8 protein-coding genes and 1 pseudogene are annotated in these 6,221 nt (G+C 61.5%); 8 read left to right on the top strand and 1 reads right to left on the bottom strand.

The features are described from left to right. The first annotated feature begins 147 nt into the window (after positions 1-147). Complete coding sequence (locus VQ045_RS21035; protein ID WP_331831513.1) at positions 148-414, top strand: hypothetical protein; 267 nt, start codon at positions 148-150, stop codon at positions 412-414. 122 nt (positions 415-536) lie between these two features. Beyond that, on the top strand, positions 537-782 hold the full coding sequence (locus tag VQ045_RS22125; protein ID WP_442879927.1) for a DUF7662 domain-containing protein: 246 nt from the start codon (positions 537-539) through the stop codon (positions 780-782). 62 nt (positions 783-844) lie between these two features. Here VQ045_RS22125 and VQ045_RS21030 read toward each other — a convergent pair. Further along, positions 845-1,267, bottom strand: a pseudogene (locus VQ045_RS21030) (PaaI family thioesterase); the annotation flags it as partial. 138 nt (positions 1,268-1,405) lie between these two features. Between VQ045_RS21030 and VQ045_RS21025 the strand changes: the two are divergent. The 6 genes from VQ045_RS21025 (at position 1,406) to VQ045_RS21000 (ending at position 6,089) form a co-directional block, all read left to right on the top strand. Then, on the top strand, positions 1,406-2,224 hold the full coding sequence (locus tag VQ045_RS21025) for an enoyl-CoA hydratase (protein WP_327649057.1): 819 nt from the start codon (positions 1,406-1,408) through the stop codon (positions 2,222-2,224). After that, a complete protein-coding gene (locus VQ045_RS21020; RefSeq protein WP_331831512.1) occupies positions 2,221-2,751 on the top strand; it encodes a CoA-binding protein in 531 nt (176 codons plus the stop codon). The genes VQ045_RS21025 and VQ045_RS21020 overlap by 4 nt, the downstream gene beginning before the upstream one ends. 141 nt (positions 2,752-2,892) lie before the next feature. After that, a complete protein-coding gene (locus VQ045_RS21015; RefSeq protein ID WP_331831511.1) occupies positions 2,893-3,138 on the top strand; it encodes a type II toxin-antitoxin system ParD family antitoxin in 246 nt (81 codons plus the stop codon). Continuing rightward, positions 3,125-3,439, top strand: coding sequence for a type II toxin-antitoxin system RelE/ParE family toxin (locus VQ045_RS21010; RefSeq protein WP_331831510.1), 315 nt, complete (start codon positions 3,125-3,127; stop codon positions 3,437-3,439). Before VQ045_RS21015 ends, VQ045_RS21010 begins: the two co-directional genes overlap by 14 nt. A 218-nt stretch (positions 3,440-3,657) precedes the next feature. Continuing rightward, positions 3,658-4,629, top strand: a complete 972-nt coding sequence (locus VQ045_RS21005; RefSeq protein WP_331831509.1) for a hypothetical protein — start codon at positions 3,658-3,660, stop codon at positions 4,627-4,629. 182 nt (positions 4,630-4,811) lie between these two features. Then, positions 4,812-6,089 carry an O-acetylhomoserine aminocarboxypropyltransferase gene (locus VQ045_RS21000; RefSeq protein ID WP_442879926.1) on the top strand — a complete coding sequence of 426 codons (1,278 nt, stop codon included), beginning with the start codon at positions 4,812-4,814 and terminating at the stop codon, positions 6,087-6,089. Positions 6,090-6,221 lie beyond the last annotated feature (132 nt).

The following is a 6,221-nucleotide window of genomic DNA, read 5'->3' as shown; positions in this document are numbered from 1 at the left end:
CCCGCGGTTTGCTTTCGTCCACATCGCTTCCATGCCCTCGTCGAATCAAATCAACAGCATGGAATCACAAACGATTCATATCATTCAACTTCTTTGTGGACCGACACTAAGATAGCCTGAGCGCTTAATAACGGAGGAGTGAAGGGCATGGCACCGCTAGGTCAAAAGCCACTAAGCGAGTTCTCAAAAATCGTCGGGGGCAGACTTGATGAACTTTCCGGTCACGTGGCCGCCTTATCTGCCATCGTGGCTACAATGCCCGATTTATCCAAAGAGCGCATTGATCAGGCGCGGAAGCTTCTGGTTTCTGACACCGCCATGACTCTCAGTTCGGTGAATGAAGTTCCGAAGGAGGTTTCCGATCACGCTCACAAGCTTCTAGATAGGCTTGAAAAGCGATCCGCGCACGCATGATCGAGTGATCGACGTGTAATAGGTCGAGGAGTTCCTTCTTCTGTTTTTCGCTCGCCTTTCTATGGGGCACAGTTATCTCGATTGAAGAAGCCCCGCCTTACTGGCCATTCAAGGAGCCCGTCATGGGGAAATATGATCCGCTCCGCGATCATTTGCGCAAGCAGACAGCCTCTGAAATCACTCTCACGTTTGATAAAATCGCGAACTTGGTCGGAGCCCTACCAAAGACGGCGAACCGGCCTCAGTACTGGGAAAACGCGGCCAAGTTGGAACACGAGACGCCACCGCGCCGGGCGACTCGAGAAGCGGGTTATCGCTCATTCCTCATTGCCGGAGCCGATAGGGTGCGCTTCGTAAGGGAGGACTAGCGTCCGCGCCTTAGCTTTGGCGCAGATGACGAATGGGCGTTGCCGGCCCACGTCCCGGCTTGGCGCGGCGGAATCGAATAGGTGGCGACCGCGTGGGCCAGAACGTCGTCGCCGTCCGCGTCATGGCCTTCGTTGGTCATCGCGACCTCGACCACGGCGAGGCGCTGGCCGAGCTTGAGAATGCGGGCGCTGCCGATCAGCGGGCCGGGCTTCGGCTTGCGCAGGAAATTGATCGAGAGATTCGTCGTGACCGCGTGGGCGACCGGGCCGATATGAGCGAGAACCGCCACATAGGCCGCGACATCGGCAAGGGTGAACAGCGTCGGGCCGGACACGGTGCCGCCGGGGCGAAGGTGGCGATCGTCGGCAAGCAGCCGCATCGTCAACTGGCCGGCCTCCAGCGCGACGATCGAAAAGCCGCCGTCACGGCCGCCGAGCTGCGGAAACTCGCTTTCAAGGAACGTATCAAGCTCCTCGATTGTCATGATCGGTTGCAACCGGCGTCTCCCATCGGGTGTCGTTCGCTCGTCTGTCCTTCCGATGGCACGAAGCGGCGCCATGATCTAGATAGGGCCGGGGCATCGGCCGGCTGACGCCCCTTCCTGTGAACAAGAGGACCGGGCATGGCAGACATTTTCGAACTCAATGATACGCGGACCCATCCGGTGGACGTCCAGCGCGCGCCGGGGCTCACTCGGATCGTGTTGTCGAGCCCGCCGGCCAACGCCCTGTCGATGGCGATGATGGAGGCGATCCTGTCGGCCCTGCGGGACGCGGCGGAGGACAAATCCAACCGCGTCGTGGTCATCGCCGCCGAGGGCAAGATCTTTTCGGCCGGGCACGATCTGAAGGAACTGACCGCCAGGCGCGGCGACGCCGATCGCGGCCGCGCCTTCTTCGCGACGACCATGCACAAATGCTCCGAGCTGATGCAGGCGATCGTCCGCCATCCGACGCCGGTGATCGCCGAGGTGGGCGGACTCGCGACGGCGGCCGGCTGCCAGCTCGTTGCCTCCTGCGATCTCGCCATCGCCTCGGAGGAGGCGCATTTCTGCACGCCGGGCGTCAATATCGGCCTGTTCTGCTCGACGCCGATGGTGGCGCTGTCGCGCAATCTGACCCGCAAGCACGCCATGGAAATGCTGCTCACCGGCGAGACGATCGACGCGCGCACCGCCCGCGAATTCGGTCTGATCAACCGGGTCGTGCCGCCGGAATATCTCGGCACCATCGTCGGCAAATACGCCACCACCATCGCCTCGAAATCGCCGGTGACGGTGAAGATCGGCAAGGAGGCTTTCTACAAGCAGGCCGAGATGGGGCTCGCCGACGCCTACGACTATGCCGCCAGCGTCATGACCGAGAACATGCTGGCGCGCGACGCCGAGGAGGGGATCGGGGCGTTTCTGGAAAAGCGCAAACCCGAATGGACCGGCGAATGAGCGCCGCCCTGCTCACCTATTCCGACGCGACGATCCGCGACATTCTCGACCGCGTGAAGACCATCGCCCTGGTCGGCGCCAGCGCCAAGTCCGTGCGGCCGTCCTATTTCGTGCTGAAATACCTGTTGGCGAAAGGCTATCTCGTCATTCCGGTCAATCCGGGCCTCGCCGGTCAGGATCTGCTCGGCCAGCGCTGCTATGCCGATCTTTCGAGCATTCCCGAGCCGATCGACATGGTCGACATCTTTCGCGGCGCCGACGCCGTGCCGGGGATCATCGACGAAGCGCTGGCGCTCGATCCGAAGCCCAAGGTGATCTGGATGCAGCTCGGCATCCGCCATGAGGACGCGGCGGCGAAGGCGGAGGCCGCCGGGCTCACCGTCGTCATGGATCGCTGCCCGAAGATCGAATATGCGCGCCTGTCCGGCGAGATCGGCTGGAACGGCATCAATTCGCGGGTGATCTCGTCGAAAAAGCCGGTGATGGGCAAGGGCTACCAGAGCTTTGGGCTGAACCCGCGGCGGTAGGGGTGGGGGCGACCTCTTCGCCCGGCTAGGGTGCCGCGCAGAGTTCCTGGTTTCTAGATGGAAGCGTCGATAACAATGGCAATCTTTGACAATCATTGCCATCTTGCTTCATGTTCCTGAAAATGGTTCGAAGGCTCATTCATGGCCACAATGAACGTCTCGCTGCCTGATCCGATGAAGGCCTGGGTGGAACGTCAGACGGAAGACGGGCGCTACAGCAACGCCAGCGATTACGTGCGCGACCTGATCCGGCGGGACCAGGACCGCCAGAATGCGATCGACGAACTGCAGGTGCTGGTGACGGAAGGTCTGGAAAGCGGGCCTGCCCGGCCTTTCGACTTCAAAGGTTTCCTCAGGGCGATGCGTGAGGACGATGCCGGCCGGTAGGCTGGCCGAATACCGGCTGACGCCACAGGCGGAGGCCGACCTCGGCAGCATCTGGCGCTACACGGCGCGAACATGGTCGGTCGACCAGGCCGAAGCCTATGTGGCGAGCTTCGAGAGCAGCTTCCACTTGCTTCTGGGTACCCCGGAGATCGCGCGGGAACGCACCGAGATCACGCCGCCCGTCCGGCTCTACCGGCACCGGTCGCATTGGATCATCTATCGGACCGAAGCAGGACACCTGCTCATTGTGCGCATCGTCCATGTGCGACGAAACTGGCAGGCGCTCGTGGACGGGAGTTGAGCTGCTTGACCAAGGATCGCATAGGCGCGCCTGTCGCGCGAGATCGGCTGGAATGGCATCGAAGGGAAGGTAAATCGCAGGGAGGGGTACTGGCCAAAAACGGTTTGGCTGCTTTCCGGCGCAGATCGTGAAAAGCGGATCGTCTGCGGATAATTGCTCATGCTGGTGTGTTTTTCCATTTAGGATGGAAGCTTGTTCCCGTGGAAGAAGCAGGACCAATGATCACAATCGCTCAGCTCGCTACCATTCCGTATCTTGACACCTCGGCGTTAGACGGCCGCTTCCTCGCCACGCTTTCATTCTACGACAACGGATGGCGCATGTGGCTTGCGGCGGGAGAGCAGCGCGAGCAACTGATCGAGATCAAGGGCGAGCCCGCAGAGGCCTGTTATTTTGCAGCAGCGCCGGTCGTCATCAGCGATCTCTATTTGCCCTTTTTCGATTTCCTCAGCCAGCGTGCCAATTATCTTCAGATCAAATATGCGTTCAGCGGGATTAAGGACGATTTGTTCAACCTTTCAGGGTCGCTTGCCAAGCTTGCCCTTCTTGATCAATCGCACCAAGCCGTGCCGCATGGATTATCACGCATGGCGACGAGCGAGGTCGAATATATCGTGATGGTCATGCGAAGCCTGTTCGACCTGTTCCAAGAGGCCATGGTGAAACTCTGGGATCGAGTGACATTACTTGATGCCAGCGTCACCAAGTGCAAGCTCAAGCCCTCCTTTGCCGATATGCTGAGGTATAAAGGCGAACCCAGCAGCGCGGAGGAGATCGCTTCACGATTCGGCCTGCCGATCAATATTGCCGCTTGCTACGCGCGCGGCAACGCGATCTTCGATAACCTGAAGCGCTTGCGCGACAATCTGGTGCATCAGGGTTCGCCACTGCCGCACATATTCGGAAGCGAGGCTCCCTTCCTCATCGCGCGCCGGGACAACCCCTTCCCCGAAATTGAGGTCTGGCACGACGATGAGCGCCGGCCCAACGACCTCGTCCCGCTACTGCCGGTTCTTGAGACGTTGATCTACCGCAGCTTTCGGGTTTGCGACGAACTCGCCGAGGCCTTCGCTTCGGTCGTCCAGTTCCCGCCGCCAGTCGCCCCGGACATGGCGATCTTCGCGCGCGGAGACTTTACGGACCATCTGGTGGCGGCAATCGCATCCGGCGCCCAGCGAACTGCGGCGTAGGCAACTGCTCTAAGCTTCCCGCGCTCCCGACGGCTGCATCGCAGAACAATATCCCCGCTCGCGCCGAAAAACGGGTTGACGGTTTCTCGTCGCCTGTCGCGCACCGTGCTATGGCGTCGGCGGCACGATGCCGGGAGCCGGCCGAATGACGGCCGTCGGTGACACAAGCAGGGAGCGTGAGAATGAGCGGACCGGGGTTCGAGACACTATCCATCCATGCCGGCGCCCAGCCGGATCCGTCGACAGGGGCGCGCGCGACCCCGATCTACCAGACCACGTCCTTCGTCTTCGACGATGTCGACCATGCCGCCTCGCTGTTCGGGCTGCAGCAGTTCGGCAATATCTATACGCGCATCATGAACCCGACCCAGGCCGTGCTCGAGGAGCGCGTCGCCGCGCTCGAAGGCGGCACCGCAGCCTTGGCGGTGGCGTCGGGACACGCTGCCCAGCTCATCGTCTTCCAGGCGCTGATGCGGCCGGGCGACGAGTTCGTCGCCTCGCGCAAGCTCTATGGCGGCTCGATCAACCAGTTCGGCCACGCCTTCAAGTCGTTCGACTGGCGGGTGAAATGGGCCGATCCGGACGACGTGTCGAGCTTCGAGGCGGCGATTACCGACAAGACCCGCGCGATCTTCATGGAATCCTTCGCCAATCCCGCCGGCGCCGTGGTCGACATCGCGGCGGTCGCGGCGATCGCCCAGAAGCACGGCATCCCGTTGATCGTCGACAACACCATGGCGACGCCATATCTGTGCCGACCGATCGAACACGGGGCCGACATCGTCATCCATTCGCTGACCAAATTCATGGGCGGCCACGGCAATTCGATGGGCGGTGCCATCGTCGACGCCGGCACCTTCGACTGGTCTGCGAGCGACCGCTATCCGATGCTGTCGCAGCCGCGAGAAGAGTATAACGGTATCGTCCTGCACGAGACCTTCGGCAATTTCGCCTTCGCCATCGCCTGCCGCGTGCTCGGCCTGCGCGATCTCGGCCCGGCGATCTCACCGTTCAACGCCTTCATGCTCCTGACCGGCATCGAGACGCTGCCGCTGAGGATGCAGCGCCATTGCGACAACGCGCTCAAGGTCGCTCAGCACCTCAAAGGCCACGACAAGGTCAGCTGGGTGTCCTATGCGGGTCTCGAAGACGATCCGAACCACGCCATGATGAAAAAATACGCCCCCAACGGGGCAGGGGCCGTCTTCACCTTCGGGCTCAAGGGCGGCTTCGAGGCGGGCGTCACCTTCGTCGAGGCGCTGGAGCTGTTCTCCCATCTCGCCAATATCGGCGACACGCGCTCGCTGGTGATCCACCCGGCCTCGACCACTCACAAGCAGCTCGCCGACGAGCAGAAGATCGCCGCCGGCGCCGGGCCGGACGTGGTGCGGCTGTCGATCGGCATCGAGACTGTCGCCGACATCATCGCCGATCTCGATCAGGCGCTGGCCAAGACCTGACGCCTTCGCCGGTTTCGAACTCAGAGTCGGTCCGGAAAGTTGTTCAATTTGAACAAAGCCTTCGCAGCATTAGGCGGATAGACGCCAGTTTGAGGAATGCGAGCGCGTTGCGCGACAGGTTCTCGAAATCCT

This window comes from Aurantimonas sp. E1-2-R+4, from assembly GCF_036549515.1.
Taxonomy (GTDB): Bacteria; Pseudomonadota; Alphaproteobacteria; order Rhizobiales; family Rhizobiaceae; genus Aurantimonas; species Aurantimonas coralicida_A.
This window is presented reverse-complemented; position numbering and strand designations above follow the sequence as displayed.